The following is a 25,342-nucleotide window of genomic DNA, read 5'->3' as shown; positions in this document are numbered from 1 at the left end:
CGCACGGACCGCCGCGCTGAAGCACGACGCGTCAGCCTCGTGCGACCTCGCGCACCGCCGCGGCGATCTGTTCGCACGACCAGCGGAACAGCTCGGGCTCCATGGTCAGCGCCGGCTGCAGGCGATACAGCGGCTTGGACGCCTCGCTGATGGCGAAGACCCCGCGTCTCATCGCGGCGAGGTTCACCGCGTGCTGGAACTCGGGCGCCGGTTCGACGCTGCCACGCTCGGTCACGAACTCCAGGCACGCCCACGCGCCGATGGCCCGCGCGTCGCCGAGCTGGTCGATCTCGTCGACCAGGGGCGTGAAGTGCTCCAGGGCGATGGCCTCGAGCTCGCGCGTGTTGGCCAGCACCGTGCCGTCGGCCAGCAGGTCGAGGCCCGCGATGGCTCCGGCGCAGGCCGCCGGCTCCCATGCGTAGGTCCCGCCCAGGTGGGTGGTCGACTCGGCCATCATCTCGTCGGTGCCCAGCACGCCGGCCACCGCCTGACCGCCGCCGGTGACGCCTTTGCCCACCAGCAGCAGGTCGGGTTCCAGCCCCCAGCGCTCGGCGGCGAACACCGTCCCGCAGCGGCCGAGACCGGTCTGCACCTCGTCGAGCAGCAGCTTCCAGCCGTACTGGCGACACATGCTGGTCAGTCGATCCCAGAACGCCTGCGACGGGGTGAGGATGCCGGCCTCGCCGGCGACCGGCTCGATCAGCACGCCGGCGATCTGGCTCGGCTCGACCTGGTAGCGCAGCACCCAGTCGCGCAGGTAGTCCAGGCACAGGGTGTCGTCGTACGGGCCGGGTCCCTCGTGGAACGGCGCACGGAAGGACTGCGGGTACGGAATGAGCACGACACCCGGCACGTACTGCGCGATGCCGCTCGTGTTGCCCGGCATGTCGGTCGACACCGACGCGGTCAGGTACGTGGACTCCCCGTGGTACTGGCCGAGAAAGCCCAGGATGATCGGCCGCCCGGTCGCCTCCCGCGCGAGCTTGACGGCACCCTCCACGGCCTCGGTGCCGGTGACGGTCGGGGCAGCGCGCGTGATGGCGCCGGGGGCGAGAGCGACGAGTCGTTCGGCGAGAGCGACCACCGGTTCGCTGGCGAGATACTGCGAGATCTCCATGCCGTAGCGGTCCCACGTGCGGGTCACAGCATCCCGAACCAGCGGCGGCTGCGCACCGTAGGGGGCGGCGCCCCACGCCGACACGTGATCGGCGAACACGTTGCCGTCGACGTCTTCGAGCAGGTGCCCGTACTTTCGGCCGAGCACGAACGGCACGTTCTCGGCGTCGCGCAGGGGCCCCTGCAGCACGGCGTCTTTCCGGTCCAGGATGCTGCGGCTGCGCGGGCCGGGAAGGTCTGTGTGCACGCGGGGCCAGTCAGCGGCGACCGAGGGAGTGAACGTCATATCCACACATTGAACCGTCATTCAACGGATGTCAAGTGCGAAGGTTCTCCACGAGCAGTCGATCACGCAGCTCGGTCGCCAGACTCAGGGCGTCGGCGGGGGTGAGGGCGGGATCTTCGAGCTGCAGCGAGATGGACAGCCCGTCCATCAGCGCGGTGAGCATGCGGGCGGCGCGGTCGGGGTCGACGTCCGGGCGGAAGTCGCCGTCGGCCTGTCCCTGCCGGACGAGCCCCGAGACCAGGTCATTCCACCGCGCATCGAGGGCGGCTCGCTTGGCGGCTGCGGCAGGGTCGTGCACCGCGCGGTTCCAGATCTCGAACCACAGGGCCCAGCCTTGCGGCAGGTTCACCGCGGGTTCTGGTGAGCAGTTGACGACGATCAGCTCGGTGAGGCGGTCGGCCGCGCGCGACAGCGGCGCCAGCCGTTCGGTGACGACCTCGTAGAACCGGTCTTCGGTGTATTCGAGGGCATCGCTGAGCAGCTGCTCGCGCGTGCCGAAGTAATGCACGATCAGGGGAGCGCTCACCCCTGCCACCTTGGCCACATCGGCCAGCCGCGTGTTCGCGAAGCCGCGTTCGGCGATCACTTGCGCGCCGGCGTCGAGCAGCTGCAATCGTCGTGCACGCGTCACGGCGTCGTCGCCCATGGGGCTCCTTCCGGTGCGAGGTGGGGGAGTCTGGTCGTCATGCCTGGGCCGCACCGGCCTCCCGCGGCGCGAACACGACGACCCCGCGGTAGGCCGGCTCGCCCCAGCGGGCGACCAGATCCAGGGTCGCCGGCGGCAGCGGCAGCGCGAAAGTGTCAGCCCAGGTCTCGGCGTTCTCCGCGTCGACCCAGGGGTCCGAGACGATGATGTTGCCGTCGATCACGTCGTACGCCAAGATCCAGTGCGGCGATGGGTCGTCGATCAGCGCGGTCAGATCGATCAGGATGCCGACAGGCGTGCCGGCGGCGACCCGTTCGGCGATCTCGTCCACCGTTGCCCACCGGTGCTCGACCGGCACGCCGAGCAGCTGCGCGCGCCGACGGCCCTCGGCCTGCAGATCTTCGCGCAGGGCGCGCTCGCCGGGCCGGTCGCGGTACTCCTCCAGCAGCACGGGCTGGTCGGTGCTGATGACGACCCGTGGCGAGGTCGCGGCATCCCGCAGCGCTTCGCGGGTCGCCACGGCCAGCCCCACCGGCTCGCACGCGGGCAGGTTCGTCGCCTGGCGCCAGAACGCCAGCTCGATCGAATGATTGTCGTCACGGTCGGCAGCGAACGCGCCGTGCCCGCTCGCGTGCATCGCGCCCAGGGCTGTGACCGCGCCGCACGTCACTTCGGTGGTCTGGCCGTAATACGGGATGACGCGGCCCGGCGCCCTCGTCGCCCACCGCGACCAGACCCGCACCCCAGCCGGCGTGTCGATCAGGGTGCTGGGCACCGAGGGCACAGGGCCGGCCTGGCGTTCGAACCCCAGGTCGTGCAGAGCGTGCGTGCGCGCGTCATCCAAGCTCTCGTGCTCTTCGACGTGCACGACGACGGCGGGGTGGATGTCGATTCCCTCCGGCCGGGTGTCGCCGGCGGCCAGCGAGACCACGGCGCGCACGACCTCGGCGAAAGCATCGGCGGTCTCGGCGACGACGTCGACGATCTTGCGGTACGCGGTGCCCGGGCGGGCCATCGTCAGCGCCGCGCCGATGACGACGCCGTCATCATCGCGGACCACGGTGGTCACCGGCATCCAGAACTCGCGCACCGAGGCCCAGCGCGCGGCGCCGGCCGCAGACGCCGACAGCCCCTCGGGCAGCCGGGCGCCGGGAGTGTGCTCGATGGTCATGCCGGTTCTCCTGTCTTGGTGCGGTGGCCGTCGCCGCCGCGCTCACCGTCGCCGCCACGCTCAGTGTCGCCGCTGCCGTCGGCATCGGGCCGACTCATGCTGTCGCGCTGCGCGGCGGCCAGCAGCATCTGCGTGTACGGGTGATCGGGCGCGGTCAGCACGTGCTCGGTGGTGCCGCGTTCGACGATGCGCCCGTCGCGCAGCACCACGACGCGGTTGGCGATGCGTGCCACGACGCCGAGATCGTGCGTGATGAACAGCATCGCGAGGTTCAGGGTGTCGCGCAGGTGATCGAGCAGTGCGAGGATCTGCGCCTGCACCGAGACATCCAGCGCCGACACGCTCTCGTCGCAGATGAGCACCTGCGGGTTCGGGGCCAGGGCGCGGGCGATCGCCACCCGTTGGCGCTGCCCGCCCGACAGCTGCGCCGGGCGGCGGGTGCGCAGCCCCGGGTCGAGCCCCACCAGACTCAGCAGCTCGCCCACGCGGGCCGCGACATCCTTGCCCTGGCTCGTGCCGCCGGCCCGCACCGCCTCGGTGAGCGATGCATCCACGGTGAAGGCGGGGTTCAGCGTCGAGTACGGGTCTTGGAAGACGATCTGGATCTGCCCCGGCGATCGGCCCCGGCGCGACGCCGACAGCGTCTGCCCGGCGAGTTCGACGCTGCCGTGATCGGGCGTTTCAAGTCCCGCGATGCAGCGGGCCAGCGTCGACTTGCCCGAGCCGGACTCGCCCACGATCGCGACCACTTCGCCGGGTGCGACGTCAACGCTGGCGTCGACCACGGCCGCGGTCGAGCCGAAGCTCTTGGAGATCCCCGCGGCCGCCAGCAGCACCGCGTCGGGCGTCGCGAGCGGGGGGATCGGGTCCGCCAGGGCGGGGTTCGCGTCGATCAGTGCGCGCGTGTACTCGTGGGCGGGGTGGTTCAGCACCTGCTCGGCCGACCCGCGCTCGACGATCTCGCCGCGGCGCATCACGAGCACGTCGTCGGCCCGGCCGCCGACCACTCCCAGATCGTGGCTGATCAGGATGAGGCTCATCTTGTGTGCGAGCTGCAGTTCGCGCAGCAGGTCGAGCACCTCGCCCTGGGTGCTGGCATCCAGGGCGGTCGTGGGCTCGTCGGCGATCAGCAGCTCGGGTGAGGCGGCAAGGGCCGCGGCGATCGCGACCCGCTGCCGCATGCCGCCCGACAGCTCGAACGGATATTGCGCCGCGACCCGCGCGAGCAGATGCACTTCGTCCAGGCGCCGTGCGACCTCGTCGCGCAGGGCGCGGCCGTTCGGTCGCGCGCTGCCGGCTGCCTGGGCCTGCGCCTGGATCGTCCAGCGGATCTGGTCGCCGCACCGGTACAGAGGGCTCAGGCTCGTGAACGGGTCTTGCAGCAGCAGGGCGGCACGCCTGCCGCGCACCCGCGACCAGGCGCTCTCGCTGCGCTGGGCGAGAGAGTACGAGAAGTCGCCGACGACAGCCTGTCCCTCGGCGGTCACTCCGCGCGGCAGCAGGCCGGTGATCGCACGAGCGGTCATCGACTTGCCCGACCCGGATTCGCCGATGATCGCCAGCATGCGACCGGGGGGCACGGTCAGGTCGAGGGGCTCGACGATGACCCCGTCGGGGCCGTGCACCGACAGACCCGACACGGTGAAGCCGGGGGCCGTCACGTCGGTCTGGGTCACTGCATCCCCCGCTCACGCAGCCGGTCATCGAGCCAGTCGCCCATCACGTTGACGGCCATCGCGACCAGCACGATCAGCAGGGCCGGCACGACCAGCATCGCCGGGTTCTCGCTCATGATGTTCTGGCCGTCCGAGATCTGACGCCCCCAGTCGGGCGTGCCCGGCGCGACGCCGATGCCCAGGAACGACAGCGACGACAGTGTGACCAGGGCGATCGCGACGTTGAGCAGGAAGTTCGTCACGATCAGCGGCCAGACGTTCGGCACGATGTGCCGGTACATGATCGTGGCGCGCGGCAGCGAGAGCATCTGCGCCGCTTCGACGTAGGGCCGAGGGGCCTGCTCGGTCACGCCGGCGCGCACGATGCGGATGTCGGACGGGCAGAACAAGAAGATCAGCATCGCGACGGTGACCCAGTACCCGGCGCCGAACACACCGGCCACCACGAGCGCGACGAGCATGACCGGCAGCGCCAGCAGAATGTCGACGATGCGGCCGATCATCCAGTCGGCGGTGCCGCGCAGATAGCCGGCGATGGTGCCGAAGATGATGGCGAGCGCCATCGAGCCCGCAGCAATGATGACGGGGCCGACGGTCGCAGATCCCGTGCCTGCCAGTGTGAACAGCAGCACGTCGCGACCCAGTGCGTCGGTGCCCAGCGGGTGCCCGATCGTTCCCGGCGGCAGCATCGCGTCCATGATGTGCTGGGCGGTGGCCGCCGTCTGCAGGAACGGCGAGGCGATCGCCGTTGCGGCCACCAGCACGAGGAACACCGCCGAGACGACCACCGTCCAGCTGCGGTGCTTGAGCGCGCGGACGCGCGCCCGCCCCACCGACGCGATGCGTTCGGTGGGAGTGGCGGGCGGATCGGCCTCCAGCGGGGGCGCGCCGTTCTCGAGGGTCACCGGCTCAGCTCCCTTGCCCGCACCCGCGGATCGAACAGCAGATAGCTGAGATCGACGATCACTGTGACGATGCCGATCGCCGCAGCGACCAGCAGGGTGAGCGCCTGCACGGTCGGCAGGTCTTTGAACAGCACTGACTCCTCGAGCAGCTGGCCGATGCCGGGCAGGGCGAAGACCGTCTCGACGATGATCGTCCCGCCGATGATGAACGTGAGGATCAGACCGGCACTGGTCACGATCGGGATCAGCGCCCCGCGCAGGGCAATCTGCTGCACGAGGCTCTGCGGCAGGCCGCGGGCACGCGCGAAGGTGATCGCGTCACCGTCGAGTTCGCGGATGACGGCGGCCCGCGTCATCCTCATGAGGATCGCCCCGATGCCGGCGGCCAGCACGATCGACGGCAGCAGCAGATGGTAGAGCTGGTCGCCGAACCCGCTGCCGGCGCCGTAGGCGGGAAAGATCGGCAGCAGCATCGCGAACAGGTAGATGCCGACGATCGCCAGCGCGAAGCTCGGCGCCGACAGGCCGGTGAGGGTGACGGCGCTTGCGAAGCGGTCCAGAGCGCTGCCGCGCCGGGTCGCGCTGAGGATGCCGAGCGGGATCGAGGTGACCACGGCGATCACGAACGACAGCACGATGAGGATGATCGTGACGCTGCTGCGGTCGGCCAGCACCTGCGAGACGGGCTGCTGCATCCTGATGGACTCGCCCAGGTCGCCGTGCAGCACGCCTCTGAGCCAGTCCCAGTACTGAACCATGAACGGGTCGTCGAGGTGGTACTGCGCGCGGATCGCCGCGATCGCCTCGGGCGTGCTGGGCCGGTTGCCCAACAGGTTCTTCACCAGGTCGCCCGGGGCCAGGTACATCAGCGCGAACGTCAGGAACGAGATGATCGCGAGGATGACGGCAACCCCGAGCAGGCGCAGAGCGATCGTCTGCGCGAGCCGAAGCGACTGCCGGCCGGTCATTTCACCTTGGCCGCGAACAGCTGCGATCCCCACATGGTCACGAATGTGTACGGGCTGTACGCGTCGATCCCGATCTTGTTGCTGAAGTACGTCACCGACTTGCCCCACCAGATCGGCGCGTTCACGGCGTTGTCGGCGCTGAGCTTCTCAAGCTGCATCAGGTCGTCGATGCGCGTCTTCGGGTCTGTCTGCGCCGAGGACTTCGTGATGATGTCGGCGGCGGTCGGGTCGGTGAAGTTGTTCGGGTTGTCAGGCCCGACGAGGTAGCTGTTGATCTCGGACGGGTCACCGGTCGTGGAGAAATACCACATGAACCCCAGACCGTGCTTGCCGTCGCCGATCGTGGCCAGCCACTGCTCGATGGGCACCTCGCTCACCTTGACGGTGACGCCGATCGTCTTCAGGCTCTCGGCGATGGCCTGGGCGGCAAGCCCGATCTGCGGGCCCGTGTTCGGATAGGTCAGCTCGGTGGTGAAGCCGTTCGGCACCGACGACGCCGCCAGGGCGGCCTTGGCCTTGGCCATGTCGAAGTCATACTGCGGAAGCGTGCCCAGCAGCTTCTTGGCCGCGTCGGCGCTGTAGGCCGGCTCGAGCGACTCGGGCGTCATGATCGCCGACGCGGGCTGTCCGAGCCCGCGCAGCAGGTTCTTCACGATCGCGTTGCGGTCGATGCTGTACGAGATCGCCTTGCGCACGTTGATGTCGTCGAACGGCTTGACCTTCTGATCGAAGATCATGCCCACGTACGAGAGGTCGTTGACCGCCTCGATGCGGGAGTTCGAGATGCCCTGCCACTGCTTGAGCTGGGGGATCGGCACGTTCAGCGCGATGTCGACGTCGCCCTTCTGCGCTGCGGCGAGCCGGGTGTTCTGGTCGGGGATGAACTGGAACACGATCTTCTTGACCTTCGGCACACCGCCCCACCACGTGTCGACGCGTTCGAGCGTGACGTGCGAGTCGGGCACGAACTCGGTCACCTTGTAGGGGCCGGTGCCCATGATCAGTGACTGGCTCGTGCCGATCTTGCCGTTGTGTGCCTGCCAGAACTTCTTCTGCGTGACGGCGATGGCTCCGGCGATCGACATGTTCACGAGGAACCCGGCATCGGCGTGCTTGGTCTTTACCGTCACCTCTTCGGGGCCGGTCACCGCGACGGAGGCCATGTTCTGCAGGTAGTAATACGTGCCGGGGGATGCCTTGGCGTCGGCCGCTTCTTTGATGCTGAACGCGACGTCGTCAGCCGTGACCGGGTCGCCGTTCTGGAACTTCGCGTCTTTGCGCAGCTCGAACACGTAGGTCGTGGCATCCGGCGTCGTCCAGCTGGTGGCGAGAGCCCCGACCATCTTGCCCGACGCGTCACGGCCGACCAGGCCCTCTTGCACCGACGCGATGACGTTGTAGTTCAGGATGCCGTCTTCGATGCCGGGGTAGAGGTTCGACAGCGAGCCGGGTAATGCCACGGTGACCTGGTCGACTTCAGCGCCGGTGTTCTCGAGCGCCACGTTCGAGGAGTCGATCGTGGCCTGCGTCGCGGTCGGCGCCGGCGTGCAGGCCGCGAGGGCCATCGATGCCGTCACGCCGATCGTCAGCGCGATCAGAGCGCGTTTGGTGAGGTGCTTCACGCGTGTGGGCGTGCTCATGCGGGTGCTCCTTCGCATCAGCCTGACGCGGGCGGGAGCCAGGCGATCGTTCGCTTCGAGAACTGATGGATCGAACGCTACCTCACGGCCGTTGAATTGTCATTCAATAATTCTCCCCGGTGACGAAACCGTGATCCACGGCGCCGCTCCTGGTGTTGAACACGCTGACGGGGGATGCCGCCAAACCGCCGGCATCCCCCGACTGCCTGATCACGCCCCGGTGCGCTCCTCGCCTGCCATCGCGGTCTTCAGCGCCACGTCGTGCACGCGCTCGAGCACCGAAGCGCCCTTGAGCGAGGCCCACGCCTCGGCGGTGGCCTCGAGGGCGAACGCGAGCCCGGCGGCGTAGTTCTGCTCGAAGTCGGCCTCGCGCCACGGATACGGCTCGGGCGGAAACGGCCATGGAATCGGCGGGTGCTTGCGCGGCGGCGGGCAGATGTCGTCGCCGGGCTCGAACGCCACGTTCAGCACGTGCGCTGTGCTCGCGGTGCGCACGAGTTCGACGCCGACGCCCGCCCCGTATCGCAGGCCGAGCGAGATGCCGTCGACCGGCGGCAGCGGCTGCGGGTTCAGTGACACCAGGCCGCCACGGTGGCTGCCTGCCCCGTGCAGGTAGCCACCCGGTCCGCCGTCGACGATCTCCCAGATCTGCGGGTTGAGCCGCGCCAGGATTGCGATGAGGTACTTGTTGAGAGCCATGATGCGCCCTTCACGTCTCCGGGTCCCGGCACCCGTCGGGTGCCATCGCACCGGATACAGAGAAGAGGATGCCGCGGCCCCGGTGATACCGGGGCCACGAGCCGCCCGGTCGCCCGCGCGTCGGTCACAGGTCGAGGAAATCACCGAGCCAGGTGCGCACCAGGCTGAGACATCCGGCGTCGATGTGCCCCGCCGTGCCCGTGAGGCGATCGCGGCTGAGGGTTCGCGGTTGCTCCGTCATGATCCACGATGCGCGGTCGAGGCCGGACGGCCCCGTCACTGCGACGTGGTTGGGCCAGCCGCGGTCGACCGTGGTGATCGGGAGCACGATGGCGAGTGTCGTCGCTGCGTCGAGGTGACCGGCAGATGAGATCACGAGCACTGGACGATGACCGCCTTGCTCGCGTCCGCGGATCGGATCCAGGCTCGCCCACGCGACCGTCCCGGGCGCCAGTCGGAGGTCAGGCATGTGTGGCGTCGGTCAGCTCTGCTGACTCCCATTGGCGGGTCTCTGCACGGTAGTCGTCGACGGTGTCTGCGGGAGCGGCAGCCATCGCTCGCTTGGCTGCTGCGAGCCGATCTGCCCGGTCCGCAAGATCGGCCAGGACCGCCAAGTGGGCGCCGAGCGTGAGTCCGGCACGGGATGCCTGTGCCTTCAGCCGGTCACGGAGTTCATCGCTGACCTTGATCGTCGTGGTCATACTTTGAGTATACCGACGAAGACCTGGTATCAGTCCGGCGTACTCTGAGCGAGAACGGCACCCGCGCGAGCGCGGAGGAGGTTGCTCATGGCGACAGTGAGTGTGCGGTACATCGTTGATGACGTCAGTGCGGCCATCGCGTTCTATGTGGGTCGGCTCGGGTTCACCGAGGTGATGCATCCGGCCCCGTCGTTCGCGATGCTCACCCGCGGTGACCTGCGTCTGACCCTGAGTGCGCCGAGCGCGCAGGGCGGCGGCGGGCAGGCGATGCCCGACGGCACGGTGCCGCAGCCCGGCGGCTGGAATCGGTTCGCGCTCGAGGTCGACGACCTCGACGCGCTCGTGCACGAACTGCAGGCGGCTGGAGTGCACTTTCGCAATGACATCGTCACCGGGGTGGGTGGGCGGCAGATCCTGGCCGAAGACCCCTCGGGCAACCCGGTCGAGCTGTTCGAGCCGACCATCGCCGAGGCGCGCCTGCAGCAGAACGACGGCTGAGTGGCGGATCACACCTGAGCTCGGCCACGGCCGAGGGCTCTTGCTCACCCCTCAGTCGTCGGCAGGACGTAGCGTTCACCGTTCCAGAGCTCGCCCTGCACGAGTCGCCTCGCGACCTCGGCGAGCATCGTCACGCCGGCCATTGCGTCAGCGTCGGTGCTGTCTTCCTTCTCGTTATGCGAGATGCCCTCGATGCTGGGGATGAACAGCATGATGGTGGGGACGACATCCTTCATGTTCGTTGAGTCATGGCCTGCGACCGTAAGGATGCGGGATGCCGGCAGCCCGGCCGCGTCGGCGGCGGTGGTGGCCAGCGCCACGCCCGCGGGCGTGTACGAGCGCAGGCCCCACTCGTGGGTGAGGGTCCGCTCGATCGTCACCCGCGCCGTCTTCTCGATTCGTGCGAACTCCTCTTGCAGGAGACGGTTAGCCTCTTCCAGCACGTCCTCGTCGTCAGATCGCAGGTCGAGGTTGAACTCCGCAAACCGGGCGATCGTGACCGGTGAGTTGGGGAGCACCTGCATCGTCGATACCGCGGTATGCAGCTTTCCGGCGGTGACCCGGTCGGTCAATTCGCGAGCGGCGACGACCGTCAGTGCCGCGCCGTAGAGGGCGTCGTGCCGGTCGGCCATGATGGTCGCGCCGGTGTGCGCCTGGTCGCCGTGCACGCGCACGAGGTATTTGCTGGCTGCCCAGGTGCCGTCGACGAGCCCGATCGTCTTGCCGGAGTCTTCGAGGATGCGCCCCTGCTCGATGTGGATCTCCGCGTAGTTCGCAACCTCGAGCGGGGTCTCGAACGTGGCGTCCGGCTTCAGTGCGTCGGCGACCGTGGTGCCTGTGGCGTCGGTGATGGCGAGCGCCTCCTCGAGTGCTAGTTTTCCGGTCGCAACCGAGCTGCCCATCATGCTCGGCGAGAACCGGCTGCCTTCCTCGTTGAACCAGTCCACGACCGCGACGTTCACGGCCGGGGTGATGTCACCCATCGCAACCCGACCGGCCACAGTGCGGGCCGCATGCCCTGCCGCCAGCACACCGTATGCGCCGTCGAATCGCCCCGCGAGCGGCTGCGAGTCGAGGTGCGAGCCGAGCAGCACATAGGGTGCGCCGGGCACGAAAGTGCGCAGACCGAAGACATTCCCGATCCGATCCATGCGTACGTCGAACCCGTTGGCTTCGAGCCATCCCGCCCACCAGGCGCGGGACTCGTGGTCAGCGATGGTCCCGGCCTCGCGGTCCACCCCGCCGCCCGCGCTCCTGCCGATCATCGACAGCGCGGCGAAGTCCCGGAGGAATCTCGCCCCGGCCTCATCGGCCGTCAGCTCTGATCCTGCGGAATGAGCGTCAATGTTCATGGTCGTCCTCTCGTAGTTGCGCACGGGCATGCGGCCGGCCTCATCCGGTCATCGGCTGCTCGGCCGTGAACGTGCATTCGCCGCCGACCCAGGTGCTCAGCACGCCGATCCGGCCGATGGCGTCGGTCGGCACGTGACGTGGGTCGGCGGAGAGCACGACGAAGTCCGCGAGCATCCCAGGGGCAAGGTGGCCCTTGCACGCAGCCCACCCGGTCGCGCGCGCCGAACCGGTCGTGTACGCGGAGAGCGCCTGATCGACTGTGATGCGTTCGTCGGGTCCGTAATCCCGACCGGTCTGCGTCGTGCGTTCGACGAACGACTGGATGACGCGAAGCGGCGCACCCTCGGCGACCGGGCGGTCGCTGCTGCCGGGGAGGGTGATTCCGGCGCGCAGGACGGACGCCGCGGGGTAGGACAAGAGAGTGCGTCTGTCTCCGAGCTTCTCGGCCATGCCGTCGCCGTACGCCGCGATGAACATCGGCTGTGGGACCAGCGCCGCCCCGAGACTCTTGATGCGAGGCAGCTGGTCGGGCCGAACGACGCCCCCGTGCTCGATTCGGTGCGGCATCGGTGGTGTGCGATGTGATTCCGCCGTGGCGCGCTCCAGCATGTCGAGCGCGAGATCGAGGCCGCGGTCGCCGATCGCGTGCGTGGCGATCGCCCAGCCGGCGTGCACCGCCCCGGTGATTGTCGCGGCCATGGCATCGGGGTCGCCCTGAAGGTAGCCGTGGCCCGAGTCGTGCCCGCAATACGGCTCAGTCACGGCCGCCGTGCCGCCGAGCAGCGATCCGTCGACGAACAGTTTCATGGGTCCGATCTGCAGTCGGTCATCGCCGAGGCCGCAGCGAATGCCGGCATCGAGTCCAGCGAACGCTTCCTCGGTGCGGTGCCCGCGGATCGGGTGGAACACGTCCGAGGCGATCATCGCCTGGGTTCGTGTGGAGAGTGTCCTGCGTTCCCGAGCGTCCTGATAGGCGGCGAACTCACGAGGGCTGTGGCCGATCCAGCCCCCGCCGACCCCGGCATCCGTCACCGACGTCAGACCCTGACGCGCATACGCGGTGGTCGCGCGGTCGAGCGCCCGCGATATCTCGAGCAGGGGGTCTGGCTGCAGTACGTCTTGCACGGGCCGCATCGCGTTCTCTTCGAGCAGCCCGGTCGCGCGCCCCTCCTCGTCGGTGGCGATGACACCGCCGTCGACGCGTGCGTGCGGGTAGCGCCCGATGCCGACAGCCTCCAATGCGACGCCGTTCACGGTGTAGGCGTGGCCGGAGGCGTGCTTGATCAGCAGCGGCCGGCCGCGCGCCGCACGGTCGAGAGCGTCCAACTCGAGCGGGGCCTCGAGGGCCAGAGGGTCGAAGCCGGCCGCGATGAGCCAGGCGGAGCCATCCGAATCATCGGAGTCATCCCCGGATTCCTGCGCGATCTTCTCGTACACCTGCGATCGGTCAGCTGCACCCGTCAGGTCTGTTTCAGACAGAGTCTGCCCGTACCAGACGCTGTGCGCATGGGCGTCGTTGAAGCCGGCCATCATGAAGGCGCCACGCGCATCCACCTCGATCTCGGCGGTCATCCCATGGAGCTGTTCGTCGAAGCCCACGATCAGCCCCTGCCACACACCGACGGCGCTCGCGGTCGGCCGCTGCGACCACCCGGTACGGATGCGAGCGTGGGAGATGATCAGATCGATGTGCATGGAACCGCCCGGCTTCTTGTGGCGCCCTCGTCAGCACCACACATTCATTACATCTGTGCTGGTTCACACGTACAATGGACTTTCGCCGCACGATGGGGCGGCGTGATTGTGAAATTATCCAATCTGAGGGTCGAAGAGGATGTTGCCATGGGCACGGATGCCGCCGACTGGACCCGCCTGATCGACCGGCTCGACGAGGCGATTCCTCGGGTGGCCGAGGACTACCTCACGGAGTTCGCTGCACGCGGCCTCTACCCTGTGGGCGCCGTCTCGGATGAGGATCTGCGTGCCACCGCGGAGCAGACACTGCGAATGCTCGTGCACCGGCTCGACGACCGGGGTTCGGGCCAGACAGCGACGGATCTCGTACATTCACTGGGCGAGCGCCGCGCGCGTCAGGGCGTCCCGCTCGACACGCTGACCGAGGCCGTGCGACTGGACCTTCTGGTGATCTGGCGATGGCTGCGGGAGTTCGCCGGCGACAAGTACACGGTGCTGGTCGCGGACCGATTCGAGGTCATCTTCGAAGTGCTCGACCGGTATGTGCTCGAGGTGCAGACCTCGTTCCTGCGCGAGCAGGCGGCGTTGGAGCGTGATTCCCGCCGTGCGACGGAGCGTGATCTGTCACGGTTGTTCAGCAGCATCCCTCCGACCGCATCCGTTGTGGAGCGTGCGGCATCGGCGACGGGGATCGACGCAGCGCAACGACTCGACCTGGCCGTATTCGATGAGCAGAAGTCGGGAGGCGCGCTCGAGCGAATCGAACGTGCCATCGCCTCAGGTGCAGCATGCACATACACATATGACGGGGCGCTATGCGTCTTCTGGCGTCACGATGCACCACCGTTCGACGTCGCGTCGATCCAACCTGTCGGCGGTCTGCTCGTGAAGGAGCTGGACGGACTCGCGCAGGTACCTCTTGTTGCGCGGACGCTGCGTGACGCCTTGCACGCTCTCGGCCCACTCGAGGTGCTCACCCCGTTCGCATCGGCGTGGCCCGCCGTCGTCGCGGACCACATCATGACGGTCTTGCCGTCGTTCATCCCCTCCGCCCTCGCGGGTCTCGACGGCACCGGAGCGTATGAACGGGAACGGCTGGTGACAACAGTGCGTTCGTATATGCAGACCGGGTCGATCAAAGAGACTGCAGAAGCGGTGTTCTGCCATCGGAACACCGTGGTGAACCGGCTGAGCACGTTCACACGGCTCACGGGACTCGATGTCACTGTGCCGGAGCAAGCGGCGCTGGCGCTGGTGGCACTGCAGACGATCCCCGACTGACGTCGCTGTCGTGCGAGTTGTGCAATTGTCGATTCTGGATGTCGAATGGCGCGTTTAATCGCCATTGAGAGTGGGCGAATGTTGCGTGACGATTGATCCGGCGCGACAGCCTCGTTGCGCAGTATTCGGACGAAGGAGCCCCCCATGCCCGGTGAACGCGACGGCGCGATCGGCGAGGTGACGACCGAGACCGGCACGGTCGTCCACATCACACCCAAGGAATTGCGGCACATTGCCGCCGCGGCATTCGTGGGGACCGCTCTTGAGTGGTACGACTACTTCCTGTTCGGGACGGCAGCGGCGATCGTCTTCAACAGGCTGTTCTTCTCGGCGCTGAATCCGACGGCTGCGGTGCTGGCCGCGTTGGCGACGTTCGGCGTCGGTTTCGCCGCACGGCCCATCGGGGCATTCCTGTTCGGAATCATCGGCGACCGGGTCGGACGCCGGCCGACGCTCATCATGACGATCATCTTCATCGGCACTGCGACCGGTCTGATTGGTGTTCTGCCCACTTATGTGGATGTCGGCATCCTCGCGCCCACGCTGCTGGTGCTGTTGCGACTCTTCCAAGGCCTCGCGGTCGGCGGTGAGTGGGGCGGCGCGACCACGATCGCGATCGAGCACGCGCCGGCGAAGCGGCGGGCTCGTTATGCCGCGCTCGTCCAGGTCGGTTCGCCCGCAGGAACGCTCCTGTCATCGGGTGTGTTCGCGCTGGTGCTGCTGCTCCCGCCGGAGGTCTTCGACGCGTGGGGATGGCGGCTGGCGTTCCTCGCCGCGTTCCCGATGCTGCTGGTAGCGCTCTGGATTCGGCTCAAGGTCGAGGAGTCGCCGGTGTTCAAGGAACTTGTGCGGCTGGACAAGCGCGCGAAGGTTCCTGCGCTGGATGTGTTCACGAAGTCGTGGCGTCGGCTGATCGTTGCGGTCGCGGCGGCGTTCCTCGGTGTCGGCGGCTTCTACGTGATGAACACGTTCGTGGTCAGCTATGTGACCAACACCCTCGGTGGCGACAGGCAGATCGTCGTCAATGCGACACTGATCGCGGCCGTGGTGCAGATCGCCGTGATCCTGGTGTTCGGCCGAGTTGCCGAGAAGATCGGCCCCGGGCGCGTCACCTTCTGGGGCGGAATTGCCACGGCCGTGGCCGCCTGGCCGCTGTTCGCACTGATCGACACGAACTCACCGGTGGCGATCACGCTCGCCGTCACGGTGGGTATCGGGCTCTTGACCATTACCTACGCAGTAACCGGCGCGTTGCTGACTGAGCTCTTCCCGGCCGAGCAGCGCTACTCCGGCGTCTCGCTCGGCTACAACATCGCGGGGGCGCTCTCCGGATTCCTGCCCTTCCTCGCCACCTGGTTGATCAACGCCAGTGGCACCACCGCATCGTGGCCCGCCGTCGTGATCCTGGTCGTCATTTCGCTGATCACCGCGGTTGGCGGGATCGTGGGCGAGCGCCTGCGGGTGAAGGACCAGGCCATCGTCTACGAGGACTGACAGCGGCGCTCTGTGCCGGCCGACTGACATCGTCAGCCGGCCGGCACAGAGCGATGATCGACCGAGATCGGCAGCCGACCTCGCCAATGCGCCTCAGTACAGCCCGCCGTAGCACCCCACGACCGGTGAGAGGTGGACAGGTTGGCCGTCATCTGCGAGTGGAGTGCCGCCTTCGCAAACGCGCGCACCATCGGTGTGAGCAGCCAGGTGTCGGGCGCGAGCGACCTCAGTCCCAGTGTCTCAAGTCCCTCGACTAGCTTCTCCACCTGCGCCCGGATGCTGTCCGCAGACACAGGAAGAGGGGGTTCATCGAGCGGTGTCGGCATCCCATCTTCGTTCCAGTCGCGCTGCCGCCACCGATCTCGCAGTCGTGAGACTGCCCGGTCGGTCGCATCGAGTGCGTCGTGCACGCGGGCGATGCGGCAAAGGCCGCCGTCTTCGCCGTCTTCGGCCAGCGAGCCGTCGGCGACGCCCATGAGGAACAGTGCGCCGACGACCTCGCCATGGTGGCCCGCGGCATCCGACAACTTCGCGGCCAATCGATCCCACAGCGCGATCGGATCATCGGCCAACGATTGCGCGCCCTTCATCGTGACGAGGTTCCCCTGCAAGGTGCGCACCATGCGCAGGTCACGCGCGGTCCGCTGCGCGATCAGTGGACAACTTGCGCTGATCCTCGTGTGGGCAGGAGGCGGCATCCATCGTCTACGACAGAAGCAGCCAGGCTCTTCGACCTGCTCCAGGCGCTCGGTCTCGAGGTCGCGCTGCGTGACCTCTGAGACGGCGAGGTGCGTTGGTGAGCGGCCGCCGAGTGATGTGAGGTCGGTGCGCGTCAGCCGCGGGCGCCGGCGAGCTGCACCTGCAAGCGGGCGACCGCCGCCTGCAGCTGCGCGACCGTCTCCTCGGTGCGGGGTTGCAGCCGATCGGCCGGCCCCGAGATCGTGATCGCACCGATCAGCGTGCCATTGCGCCCCGGCACGGGAACGCTCACCGCATACAGGCTCGGCTCGCTTTCGCCCGCGTTCGTGGCCCATCCGCGTTGGGCGACGGCGGCGAGTTCGTCCAGCAGTACAGCGCGCGCATGGATGGCGTCATCGGTGCCGCCTGTGAGCGGCAGATCCTCCGGGTAGAGAGCGCGGAGTTCGTCGGGCGGCAACGATGCCAGAAGGCACTTGCCCGCCGAGGTCGTGTGTGCAGGAAGGCGAGACCCCACGCGCGAGGCGGAGCGGACGATATAGGTGCCCTCCGCCACCGCTTCGAAGAGCACCTGATCTGCTTCCCGCACCAGGAAGTGTGCCGTCTCGCCGGTCTCCAAGGCGAGTTGCGTCAAGATCGGCTGGATCAACGGACGCACACCGGTCGCCGCGTCCGTGACTGCGAGCCCGAGTTCGATCAGCGCTGGGCCGGCGATGTACGACTTGCCGTTGGGACCTCGTTGGAGCAGGCCCGCGATGGCGAGCGTGGACACCATGCGGTGCGCTGTCGACCGAGCGACGCCGAGCTGCGTGGCCACATCGATCGCTCGGATCGTGGCATGGTCGCGCAGCATCAGCAGCGTCTTCGCGGCGTTCTCGACCGATTCGATCGCGTAGCCGTATTCCGCCGCAGGCGCGGGCGCTTCGACAGTGCTCATCCCGCATCCCTCCTTCCATCCCGACCAACCCACCGTATCCGCCTCTGCGCGTGGTTCAGAGGAAGACGTGGTCCTCATCGCGCACGGTCTGGGTCACATCCCAGTAGTCCGCGTTCGTGTACGGCCAGATCTGGGAGACACGGCCGTGGCTGTTCTTATACCAGCTGCGCACGTATGGCTGCCCCCACGCCATCCGCTCGTTGCCCGCATCGACCCAGGCAGCGAATCGGTCCAGTGCGTCGGGGCGCACATCGATCGCCGCAGCACCCTCCTCGAGCACGCGACGCACGGACTTCACGGCATACTCCGCAGCGCGCTCGAGCATGAAGTGCAGGCTGCCGGCGGCCACCCCGCCGATATTGGGCCCGTAGACCAGGAACAGGCTCGGAAAGCCGGGCACGGTCACGCAGGCGTGAGCGCGGGCATCGCCGCCCCAGAAGTCGTGGAGTTCGACGCCGTTGCGCCCCACGACCTCGATGCCGTCAAGATAGTCGGACGGTGTGAAACCCGTCGCGAAGACGACGATGTCGACGTCGTGTTCGATGCCCTCGCCATCCACGATGCCATTCGGTGTGAAGCGTTCGATCCCGCTCGTGACCAGCGTGGTGCGATCCGAGCGCAGGGCTTCGGCCCAGACGCCGTTGTCGCGCAGCATGCGCTTGGCCCCCGGAGGGTAGTTCGGGATCGCGTGGGCGAGCAGGTCGGGTCGTCCGTCGAGCTGCGCCGCGAGGCGACCGATGAGCACGTCGCGCACCGCCTGATTCCGCGCTGAGACGCTGAGCGGCGCGCCGTCCCAGTCATCCTCCGCGGTCACCGTGTGCGTACGGCCGTCGATGCCGAGCAGGATGACCCAGAGCCGATACCACTGCGCATAGTGCGGCACCTTCCGCTGCAGCCATGCGAACGTCTCGCTGACACCCTCGTGGTAGTTCGGGGCGGGCAGCATCCACGGCGCGCTGCGCTGAAAGAGCACCAGCTCACCGACGCCGTCGGTCATCGCCGCCGGCACGATCTGGTAGGCGCTCGCGCCGGTGCCGATGACCGCGACCCTCGCACCGCGCCAGTCGACGTCATCCCGCCACTCCTGGGTGTGCATCGCGATGCCGCGGTACTGATCGAGCCCGTCGAACTCGGGGATGTGCGGACGGTCGAGCTGCCCGACGGCGCTGACGATCGCAGAGAAGTACCGCTCCTGGGTGTGGCCGTCCGCACCGCGCGTCACCGCGCGCCAGAACCCCTCGGCCTCATCCCAATGGGCGCTCACCAGCGTGGTGGAGAACTCGATCCGCTCGACGACTCCCGCGCGCTCGGCGACCTCTGTGAGGTACTCGAGGATCTCGTGGCCCTGCGCGAACTGGTGCGGCCAGTCGCCGCGCTGTGCGAAGGAGTACGAGTAACCGAACGTCGGGGTGTCCAGGCGCACGCCCGGGTAGTGGTTCTTCGACCAGGTGCCGCCGAGCTGCGCCGAGCTTTCCACGACGGTGATCGGCACACCGGCTTGAGTGAAGCGGTGCGCTGCGGCGATGCCGCCGACACCCGCGCCCACGATGAGCACCTCGTAGTCGCGCCCGTCAGCGAGATCCTCGAATCGCCAGTCGGGCGCACCCCCCTTGTCGGGGGCGAGGATCAGTTCGTGGGTCAGATGCGGATGCCACTGCTCGCGCCCGCCGGTCAAGTAGCCCAGCAAGGCGTCCACCTGTTCACGGGGGAGGATGTCGACCGTCGTGATGCGCTCGTCGCGCAACGCTGCGAGGCCCTTGAGCGCGAGCACACGGGCGCGCCGCTGCTGGTCGTCGGTCATGCCGCCGTGCGGGTGCGGGGTGAGATCGGCCGGCGGGAGCGGAGGTTCGAGGCCGGCGCCGAGCCACGCGAGGTCGCCGGTCGCGGCGGCGATGGCGGTCAGCAGCACCGGCAGTTCTGCGCCGTCGACGATCTGCTCGAGTTCGGCGTCTGTCTCCGTGATCGCCTCGGTCGGCACTCCCCAGAACAGGTCGTCGATGCACGTCTTGGCGTCTATCGACATCGTCGTCACGTCTGACACCTTTGCCTCCGTTCGAGATCCTGTGCGGAACCCCAATGTTCTGCACAGCAGATTACGTTCTGGACAGTAACACAAATCCTCTTGCGCGCGCATCGCATTTCTGCGTAGAGTGACGTCTGATGTTCCGTTCATCAGGTAATGATCTGCAGGACAGAACATTGATCCACCCGTCATCCGACACAGAACTGCGCATCACCGCGCGACGACGAAGGAGTCCTCGCAGTGACCGAAATCTCCCAGCAATCACGCACCACCACTTCCAGTCCCGCCGGCCTGCGACGGGTCGTCCTGGCCGCAATCGTGGGCACCGCCATCGAGTGGTACGACTTCTTTCTCTACGCAACGGCTGCGGGCCTCATCTTCGCGTCGCTGTTCTTCGCTCCCGCGGGTGAAGGATTCGGCACGATCCTGGCGTTCTTCACCGTCGGCATCAGCTTCCTCTTCCGGCCCTTGGGCGCCTTCCTCGCCGGGCACTTGGGCGACCGCTACGGCCGCAAGCTCGTCCTGATGCTGACGCTGATCCTGATGGGTGTCTCCACGACGCTCATCGGACTGCTCCCGACCTACGGACAGATCGGCATGCTCGCGCCGATCCTCCTCGTCCTGCTCCGAGTGCTCCAGGGCATCTCGGCCGGCGGAGAATGGGGCGGCGCCGCGCTGCTGGCCGTAGAGCACGCACCGCGCGCTCGCCGCGGCATCTTCGGGGCCAGCCCGCAGATCGGTGTGCCGATCGGGCTTCTGCTCTCGTCGGGATCGCTCGCGTTGATGACCGCGATCGCGCCGGGTGACGCGTTCCTCCAGTGGGGCTGGCGTGTGCCATTCCTCTTCTCGGTTCTGCTCATCGGCGTGGGCGTCTACATCCGCCGCCGTGTCGAAGAGACCCCGGTCTTCGAGGCAATGGTCGCCGTCAAGGCTCGCGCCAAGGCGCCGATCGCGCAGCTGTTCCGCAAGCACTGGCGCGTGCTGGTCCTCACCGGCTTGGTGCCCGTCGGCAGCCACGCGGCCGGTTACATGACGACAGGCGGCTACATTCAGCGGTACGCGACCGACCCCGCCGGCCCGGTCGGCCTGCCCACCGGGCAGGTGCTCAGCGCCGTCACCGCATCGGCTGTCACCTGGCTGATCTTCACCCTCGTCGGCGGCTGGCTCACGGACCGCATCGGACGCAAGCGCACGTTCCTGCTCGCATGGGTCCTGCTGTTCGTGGCGGTGATCGTCGCGTTCCCGCTCGTGAACACCGGCAACATCGGACTCCTTTTCCTCGGCCTCGTGTTCCTCACCGTCGGGCTCGGCCTCGCCAACGCCCCGCTGTCGACGGTCTTCGCCGAAGCCTTTCCGAGCTCGGTGAGATTCTCGGGCGTCTCGATCGCCTATGCGATCAGCGCGATCGTGGGCGGGGCCTTCGCTCCGACCATTGCGACCGCGCTCGTCCAAGCGACCGGATCGACGTGGTCGGTCTCCATCTACCTGCTGGTGATGATCGCGATCTCTGTCACCGCGATCATCTGCCTGCGCGACCGCACGGGCATCGACCTCGGCCCGCAGAATGACGAGGAGCGCTGATGGCGTGGGGTGTCATCTCCGACATGGGGTCGGTCACGATCCGCACGTCCGACATCGAGACCTCGGTTCGTGATGCCGTGGGCATCCTCGGGCTCACCGAGGTGGGGCGAGACGGCCGCAGCGTGCACCTCGCCGCTGTCGGCGACCGGGCTGAGCTCACCTACGTGGCCGCAGAAGAGGACGGCTTGGAACGGCTCGGACTGGTGGCGCCGACGCTCGATGGTCTGCACGAGGTGCGGCGTCGCATCGAGCACGAAGGCCTGCCGGTGCTCTCCACGACCCCGAGCCAGCCGGGCATCGAAGACGCCTTCACCTTCCTGGGGCCGGAGGGGTTCGCGTTCGAGGTCGTCGTGCGTCCAGGGACCGGGCCGGCGCAGCCGGTGGGCTTCGGGCCGAAGCGCTACGGACATTTCAACTTCCATCCGCAGGACCACCGTCGGATGGTGGCGTTCCTCACCGAGGTTCTCGACTTCCGGGTGTCGGATGTGATCGGCACCGGCGGCTCTATCGGCTACTTCCTGCGCTGCAGCACCGAGCACCACGGCATCGCCCTGGTCGGCGGCCGGGGCACGCTGCATCACCACGCGTGGGAGACGCAGAGCTTCGTCGACCTCGCCAAGCTCGGGGACCGGCTGCACGCTCATGGTCGTGAGTTGCTGTGGGCGCCGGTGCGTCACGGTGCAGGCCAGAACCTCGCCGCGTACTACCTCGAGCATTCAGGCAATGTCGTCGAGCTCTACACCGACATGGAGCACATCTACGATGACGACCGCCCGCCGGTCGAGTGGCCCGACGGCAAGGTCTGGTGGAACGAGTGGAGCACGCAGAGCGGCTTTCTGCCCGAAGGCTTCCGCGACCACGGCCTCGCCCCCGTGGCCAAGCACTGATCGCATCGACCTCTGAGGAGAAGACATGAAGTTCGCACGTTTCACAGTGGCCGGTGGCCGGCCGCAGCTCGGAGTGCTCGACGGCGACGTCTACCGCGTCGTCGATGGCCGCTCCGATCTGCTGCCTCTGCTCGACCTGGGTGTCGACGCGCTGAAGGAAGAGGGGGCGGCGGCGCTCGAGAACGGCGCCGCGGTCGAGGCCGCGTCGGTGACGCACCTGTCGCCTGTCGCCACGCCGCCGACGTTCCGCGACTTCTATGCGTTCGAGCAGCACGTGCGCACGGGTCGCCGCTGGCGGGGCCTGGAGATGGACCCGCTCTGGTACGAGATACCGGTGTTCTACTTCTCCAACCCCTACGCCTTCCGCGGTGACGGCGATGTGCGGATGACGCCGGGCTCGGCCGCGTTCGACTTCGAGCTCGAGGTCGCCGCCGTGCTCGGCGCCGGCGGTGCCGACCTGACCGCCGAAGAGGGAGAAGAGGCCGTCGCCGGGTACGCGATCCTCAACGACTGGAGCGGACGGGACGTGCAGCGTCGCGAGATGACCCTGTCGATGGGCCCGGTGAAGGGCAAAGACACCACGACCTCGCTCGGCCCGTGGTTCGTCACGAAAGACGAGCTCGAGCCCTACCGCACCGCGACGGGGTTCGATCTGGCGATGACCTGCTCGGTGAACGGCGTCGAGTATTCGCGTGCCCGCTGGTCGGATGTGTACTTCTCTTTCGGCGAGATGGTGTCGTATGCGAGCCGGGGAACCGAGGTGCGCCCGGGAGACGTGATCGGCTCGGGCACGTGCGGCACCGGCTGCATCAACGAGCTCAGCCAGACGCACGGCGCCGACAAGTTCCCGTTCCTGAAGCCGGGCGACGAAGTCGTCGCCGCGATCGAGGGGCTGGGATCGCTGCGTTCCACGATCGTGGCGAGTCCCGATCCGATCCTGTTCCGCTGAGGGGATGCCGTGACCACCGACTTCGATGTCGCCATCGTGGGCTACGGCCCAGTGGGCCAGACGCTGGCGACCCTGCTCGGGCGTCGCGGCTGGCGTGTGGTGGCGTTCGACCGCCAGGCCGAGCTCTACCCGCTGCCACGCGCGTGCCACCTCGACTACGAGGCAATGCGAATACTGCAGGCGATGGGCATCGCCGACCGCATCGATGCCGCCATGGTGCCGGCCAAGGAGTATCTGCTGCTGCGCGGAGACATGAGCGTGCTCTCGGATCTGCCGCGCGGCTGGCAGACGCCGACCGGCTGGGAGCCCTCGTATCACATGTACCAGCCCGACATCGAGGGCATCTTCGATGCGGCGGCCAAGGCGATGCCGTCGGTCACCGTGCACCAGGGCGTCGCTGTGACGGGTCTCGTTCACGACGACGACGGGGTGGCGCTGACGCTGGACTCGGGTGCGACGATCACGGCGGCGTTCGCGGTGGGGACGGATGGCGCGAACAGTCTCGTTCGCGAGGCTCTCGGCATCCCGCGCGAAGATCTCGGGTTCGAAGCGACCTGGGTCGTCAACGACGTCGAGCTGCGGGAGGGGCTTGAGCGCCTCGACGTCCCCGACACCGGCCAGGTGCTCGACCCGACGCAGCCGCGGCACATGGCCTGGCTCGGCGGCCGCCATTACCGCTGGGAGTTCATGGTGCTCGACGACATGGACCCCGACGAGGCCGTGCAGCCGGCACAGGTGTGGGACCAGCTCAGCCGGTGGGTGGATCCCGAGACCGCGGTGCTGCGTCGATCCGCCCTCTATACGTTCCGTTCGCTCGTCGCTGAGACGTTCCGTGACGGGCGGGTGATGCTCGCCGGCGACGCGGCCCACCTGATGCCGCCATTCATGGGGCAGGGCATGGTCAGCGGCATGCGCGACGCCGCCACACTGAGTTGGATTCTCGACCTTGTGCTGCGCGGGGCGGCGTCGATGGGGTTCCTCGATGAATACACCCGCAGCCGGCGCCCGCATGTCACGAAGTACATCTCGGAGTCGGTGCGCGTGGGGCAGATGGTCTGCGAGACGGATCCGGCCAGGGCGGCAGAGCGCGATCGGGCGCTTCTGACGCAGAGCGAGACGCCGCCGCCGTTCCGCCCACCGGTAGAGGCGATCGTCGTGCCGGGACCGCTCGCCGGCACTCTCGCCGTCCAGCCATGGGTGACCGTCGGCGGGGTTTCGCGCCTGCTCGACGACGTGATCGGCGCGGGCTTCCACCTGCTGTCAACCGATGTGGCCGATGCCGCAGGTCTGTCGACGGATGCCGTGGCGACGATCGCCGTGGTCGGCATCCATTCTGTGGTCATCGGGCCTCGCGGCGACTACGTCGAACCGTCGCCTCGGCTGGCGCCATGGCTGGCGGATGCCGATGCCACGTGGGTGCTGGTGCGCCCCGACGGCTACGTGTTCGCGTCGGGCAGCGGGACCGCTGCGGTCGAGAGCGCTCTTGCGGAGCTTGCCACGCTCCTGCGTGTCGGGGCGGGAGCACCGGTATGAGTCGCTACCTCGCGCCGCTGCCCGATGAGCTGACCGAGCGCCAGCGGGAGCTGTACTGCTCGATCACGGATGGACCGCGAAAGCAGCAGGCGTCGCTCGTGCCCGTCACCGACGCCGACGGGCGCCTGCTCGGCCCCTTCGCTCTCATGACGATCGCTCCGACCATAGGGGAAACCGTGCAGGCGGTCGGTGCCGCACTGCGGTTCGCCGGCGCGTTCTCCGCCCGCGCCCGAGAACTCGCGATCTTGACGGTCGCGGTGCACCATGGGTCGGACTTCGAATGGTTCGCGCACGTCGACGCCGCGCGGGAGGCGGGTCTTTCCCACGCGCAACTGCGTGCCCTGCAGCAGCGGGAGATACCCGCGGACCTCGACGCGCAAGAAGCGGTGGTCCACCGGGTGGTGTGTGAGCTGCTCGCCGACGGGCGCCTCTCCGACACGTTGTACGCCGAGGCGGTCACGTCGCTGGGTGCTGCGGGAATCGCCGAGTGCATCTGGCTCATCGGCTATTACTCGATGCTCCAGCTGGCGCTCGCCGCGTTCGATCCGGTGGTTCCTTCTGCTGTGGTGGGGGCTGTGACTCGACCGGTGTGAAGAGAGCACGGATG

General features: G+C 68.0%; 23 protein-coding genes. 8 read left to right on the top strand and 15 right to left on the bottom strand.

Annotated elements, in window-relative coordinates:
• Positions 1–31 precede the first annotated feature (31 nt).
• The 10 genes from QU603_RS15695 to QU603_RS15650 form a co-directional block, all read right to left on the bottom strand.
• Positions 32–1,402 (bottom strand): aspartate aminotransferase family protein, encoded by a 1,371-nt coding sequence (locus QU603_RS15695; RefSeq protein WP_308492318.1) that lies wholly within the window; start codon positions 1,400–1,402, stop codon positions 32–34.
• 31 nt (positions 1,403–1,433) lie between these two features.
• Positions 1,434–2,048, bottom strand: a complete 615-nt coding sequence (locus QU603_RS15690; protein WP_308492317.1) for a TetR/AcrR family transcriptional regulator — start codon at positions 2,046–2,048, stop codon at positions 1,434–1,436.
• A 37-nt stretch (positions 2,049–2,085) separates the two neighbouring features.
• Positions 2,086–3,219, bottom strand: a complete 1,134-nt coding sequence (locus QU603_RS15685) for a peptidase C39 family protein (RefSeq protein WP_308492316.1) — start codon at positions 3,217–3,219, stop codon at positions 2,086–2,088.
• Positions 3,216–4,895, bottom strand: a complete 1,680-nt coding sequence (locus tag QU603_RS15680) for an ABC transporter ATP-binding protein (protein WP_308492315.1) — start codon at positions 4,893–4,895, stop codon at positions 3,216–3,218. The genes QU603_RS15685 and QU603_RS15680 overlap by 4 nt, the downstream gene beginning before the upstream one ends.
• On the bottom strand, positions 4,892–5,800 hold the full coding sequence (locus QU603_RS15675) for an ABC transporter permease (protein WP_308492314.1): 909 nt from the start codon (positions 5,798–5,800) through the stop codon (positions 4,892–4,894). The genes QU603_RS15680 and QU603_RS15675 overlap by 4 nt, the downstream gene beginning before the upstream one ends.
• Positions 5,797–6,768: an ABC transporter permease gene (locus QU603_RS15670; RefSeq protein ID WP_308492313.1), complete on the bottom strand. Its 972-nt coding sequence runs from the start codon at positions 6,766–6,768 to the stop codon at positions 5,797–5,799. The genes QU603_RS15675 and QU603_RS15670 overlap by 4 nt, the downstream gene beginning before the upstream one ends.
• Positions 6,765–8,408 carry an ABC transporter substrate-binding protein gene (locus QU603_RS15665; RefSeq protein ID WP_308492312.1) on the bottom strand — a complete coding sequence of 548 codons (1,644 nt, stop codon included), beginning with the start codon at positions 8,406–8,408 and terminating at the stop codon, positions 6,765–6,767. The genes QU603_RS15670 and QU603_RS15665 overlap by 4 nt, the downstream gene beginning before the upstream one ends.
• A 210-nt stretch (positions 8,409–8,618) precedes the next feature.
• Positions 8,619–9,107 carry a hypothetical protein gene (locus QU603_RS15660; RefSeq protein ID WP_308492311.1) on the bottom strand — a complete coding sequence of 163 codons (489 nt, stop codon included), beginning with the start codon at positions 9,105–9,107 and terminating at the stop codon, positions 8,619–8,621.
• Positions 9,108–9,231: 124 nt separating this feature from the next.
• Positions 9,232–9,576: a type II toxin-antitoxin system PemK/MazF family toxin gene (locus tag QU603_RS15655; protein ID WP_308492310.1), complete on the bottom strand. Its 345-nt coding sequence runs from the start codon at positions 9,574–9,576 to the stop codon at positions 9,232–9,234.
• On the bottom strand, positions 9,569–9,808 hold the full coding sequence (locus QU603_RS15650; RefSeq protein WP_308492309.1) for a hypothetical protein: 240 nt from the start codon (positions 9,806–9,808) through the stop codon (positions 9,569–9,571). The genes QU603_RS15655 and QU603_RS15650 overlap by 8 nt, the downstream gene beginning before the upstream one ends.
• Before the next feature lie 87 nt (positions 9,809–9,895).
• Between QU603_RS15650 and QU603_RS15645 the strand changes: the two genes are divergently transcribed.
• Positions 9,896–10,306 (top strand): VOC family protein, encoded by a 411-nt coding sequence (locus QU603_RS15645; protein WP_308492308.1) that lies wholly within the window; start codon positions 9,896–9,898, stop codon positions 10,304–10,306.
• Positions 10,307–10,350: 44 nt separating this feature from the next.
• Here QU603_RS15645 and QU603_RS15640 read toward each other — a convergent pair whose 3' ends face one another.
• Positions 10,351–11,658 (bottom strand): M20 family metallo-hydrolase, encoded by a 1,308-nt coding sequence (locus tag QU603_RS15640; protein ID WP_308492307.1) that lies wholly within the window; start codon positions 11,656–11,658, stop codon positions 10,351–10,353.
• 40 nt (positions 11,659–11,698) lie between these two features.
• On the bottom strand, positions 11,699–13,354 hold the full coding sequence (locus tag QU603_RS15635) for an amidohydrolase (RefSeq protein WP_308492306.1): 1,656 nt from the start codon (positions 13,352–13,354) through the stop codon (positions 11,699–11,701).
• Here QU603_RS15635 and QU603_RS15630 point away from each other — a divergent pair.
• Together QU603_RS15630 and QU603_RS15625 are read left to right on the top strand one after the other, a co-directional pair.
• The gene (locus tag QU603_RS15630; protein WP_308492305.1) at positions 13,328–14,635 is read left to right on the top strand and encodes an RsbRD N-terminal domain-containing protein; all 1,308 of its coding nucleotides are present in this window, start codon (positions 13,328–13,330) and stop codon (positions 14,633–14,635) included. The two genes, QU603_RS15635 and QU603_RS15630, sit on opposite strands and share 27 nt — an antisense overlap.
• Before the next feature lie 144 nt (positions 14,636–14,779).
• Positions 14,780–16,129 (top strand): MFS transporter, encoded by a 1,350-nt coding sequence (locus QU603_RS15625; RefSeq protein ID WP_308492304.1) that lies wholly within the window; start codon positions 14,780–14,782, stop codon positions 16,127–16,129.
• A gap of 32 nt (positions 16,130–16,161) precedes the next feature.
• Here the strand turns inward: QU603_RS15625 and QU603_RS15620 are convergent, their stop codons facing one another.
• The 3 genes from QU603_RS15620 to QU603_RS15610 form a co-directional block, all read right to left on the bottom strand.
• Entirely contained in the window at positions 16,162–16,752 is a 591-nt protein-coding gene (locus QU603_RS15620) for a hypothetical protein (RefSeq protein ID WP_308492303.1), read from the bottom strand.
• Positions 16,753–16,961: 209 nt separating this feature from the next.
• Complete coding sequence (locus QU603_RS15615; protein WP_308492302.1) at positions 16,962–17,762, bottom strand: IclR family transcriptional regulator; 801 nt, start codon at positions 17,760–17,762, stop codon at positions 16,962–16,964.
• A 55-nt stretch (positions 17,763–17,817) separates the two neighbouring features.
• A complete protein-coding gene (locus QU603_RS15610) occupies positions 17,818–19,785 on the bottom strand; it encodes a flavin-containing monooxygenase (protein ID WP_308494046.1) in 1,968 nt (655 codons plus the stop codon).
• Positions 19,786–20,025: 240 nt separating this feature from the next.
• On the opposite strand from QU603_RS15610, the gene QU603_RS15605 reads away from it, so the two are divergent.
• The 5 genes from QU603_RS15605 to QU603_RS15585 are packed head-to-tail and all read left to right on the top strand — an operon-like array spanning position 20,026 to position 25,328.
• Entirely contained in the window at positions 20,026–21,366 is a 1,341-nt protein-coding gene (locus tag QU603_RS15605) for an MFS transporter (protein WP_308492301.1), read from the top strand.
• On the top strand, positions 21,366–22,253 hold the full coding sequence (locus QU603_RS15600) for a VOC family protein (protein WP_308492300.1): 888 nt from the start codon (positions 21,366–21,368) through the stop codon (positions 22,251–22,253). Before QU603_RS15605 ends, QU603_RS15600 begins: the two co-directional genes overlap by 1 nt.
• Before the next feature lie 25 nt (positions 22,254–22,278).
• Entirely contained in the window at positions 22,279–23,202 is a 924-nt protein-coding gene (locus tag QU603_RS15595; RefSeq protein WP_308492299.1) for a fumarylacetoacetate hydrolase family protein, read from the top strand.
• 9 nt (positions 23,203–23,211) lie between these two features.
• Positions 23,212–24,735 (top strand): bifunctional 3-(3-hydroxy-phenyl)propionate/3-hydroxycinnamic acid hydroxylase, encoded by a 1,524-nt coding sequence (locus QU603_RS15590; RefSeq protein WP_308492298.1) that lies wholly within the window; start codon positions 23,212–23,214, stop codon positions 24,733–24,735.
• On the top strand, positions 24,732–25,328 hold the full coding sequence (locus tag QU603_RS15585; protein WP_308492297.1) for a carboxymuconolactone decarboxylase family protein: 597 nt from the start codon (positions 24,732–24,734) through the stop codon (positions 25,326–25,328). Before QU603_RS15590 ends, QU603_RS15585 begins: the two co-directional genes overlap by 4 nt.
• The last annotated feature ends 14 nt before the right edge of the window (positions 25,329–25,342 follow it).

The sequence above is a fragment of the Microbacterium terrisoli genome, from assembly GCF_030866805.1.
Classification (GTDB): domain Bacteria; phylum Actinomycetota; class Actinomycetes; order Actinomycetales; family Microbacteriaceae; genus Microbacterium; species Microbacterium terrisoli.
Note: the sequence above shows the minus strand (reverse complement) of the source record. Positions and strands in the feature narration are given on the sequence as shown.